We start from the raw sequence: 439 nt of genomic DNA, 5'->3' as shown, positions 1-439 counted from the left end.
TCGTTGATCTCGGCCGCGCCACCCTCCTGGGCGCGGATGCAACCGGCGAAATAGCGGAAGTGGTCCGCGGCCAGCGGCACGTCGGCATTCAGGGTTTCGCGTACGGCCTTGCCGTTGTCCCAGCTTTCGGCGACGGCGAGTACCTCCAGGTTCTGTTCGATACGGTCGGCAATCTTCAGCAGCACCAGGGCGCGGTCTTGTACCGAGGTCTTGCCCCAGGCTTGGGCGGCGGCATGCGCGGCGTCCAGCGCACGGTCGATATCCTGGGCAGTGGAACGCGGGAATTCGGCAATTGGCTGGCCATTGACCGGCGAGCTATTGGTGAAGTACTGGTCAGCCAACGGCGGCACGAACTCAACGTTGATGAAATTGCCATAGCGTGGTTTGAAAGACACGACGGCGCCTGGAGTTCCGGGTTGTGCGTAGATCATGCTGAGCC

The 439-nt window shown here is 62.4% G+C and carries 1 protein-coding gene; it reads right to left on the bottom strand.

The features are described from left to right. Positions 1–431 (bottom strand): aldehyde dehydrogenase family protein (locus tag ETC05_RS17425; protein WP_171661558.1); only part of this gene is annotated, 431 nt, incomplete at its 3' end. Between the last annotated feature and the right edge of the window lie 8 nt (positions 432–439).

Origin of the sequence: Geobacillus sp. BMUD, from assembly GCF_013096845.1 — a bacterium.
In the GTDB taxonomy this organism is placed as follows: Bacteria; Bacillota; Bacilli; order Bacillales; family Anoxybacillaceae; genus Geobacillus; species Geobacillus vulcani.
This window is presented reverse-complemented; position numbering and strand designations above follow the sequence as displayed.